We start from the raw sequence: 761 nt of genomic DNA on the forward strand, positions 1-761 counted from the left end.
TCGCCCGCCGTGCCGTCCCCGCCGCTGCCCGCCGGGCAGCCCGGGGCTCCACCCGCCGCGCCGTCCGTCGAGGGAGCGGGCGGTCCGGCGGCGGGCCAGGACGGCCACTCGGGGACCTTCACCCCCAGCGCCCGCAGCACGTCCTCGGCGGCCGAGGTCAGGTCGCCCGGTCCGCGACCGGAAGTCCGGCCGAGGAACGCGGTCACCACCGGGGTGGCGAGCCTGCCGGCCGCCTCCCGGACGGCGTCGGCCACCTGCCCGTCCGGCGGCTTGGAGACCAGCACGATCAGCTCGGTCGCGGGATCGGCGTCGAGCGCGTCCAGGGCACGGAGCGTGGACAGGCCGCCCACCTGCGCCGACAGGTCGCGCCCGCCGACGCCGAGCACGTGGCTCACCCCCACGCCCGCCAGATCCAGCAGGCACGCCACCTGCTGCGCGCCGGTCCCCGAGGCGGCCACGATCCCGACCGGGCCGGGCCGGAGCACGTTGGCGAACCCGAGGCCGGTCCCGCCGACCACGGCGGTGCCGCAGTCCGGTCCCATGACCAGCACGCCGCGCTCGGCGGCCCGCCGCTTGAGCAGCACCTCCCGTTCGACGGGGACGTTGTCGCTGAAGACCATCACCGAAAGCCCGGCCTCGACCGCGTCCATCGCCTCGGCGAACGCGTACGGCCCCGGGACGGAGACCAGCGCCAGCGTCGCGGCCCCGCCCGCCGCCCGGACGGCGGCGCGCACGGTGCGCGGCGGCTCCTCGGCCCCGGC

Annotated in this window: 1 pseudogene; it reads right to left on the reverse strand. The window is 78.7% G+C overall.

What is annotated here, in order from left to right:
* A pseudogene (locus ACWJ6R_RS37420) lies at positions 1-734 on the reverse strand (FdrA family protein); the annotation flags it as partial.
* Positions 735-761: the final 27 nt, after the last annotated feature.

The organism is Planomonospora algeriensis (assembly GCF_977012225.1).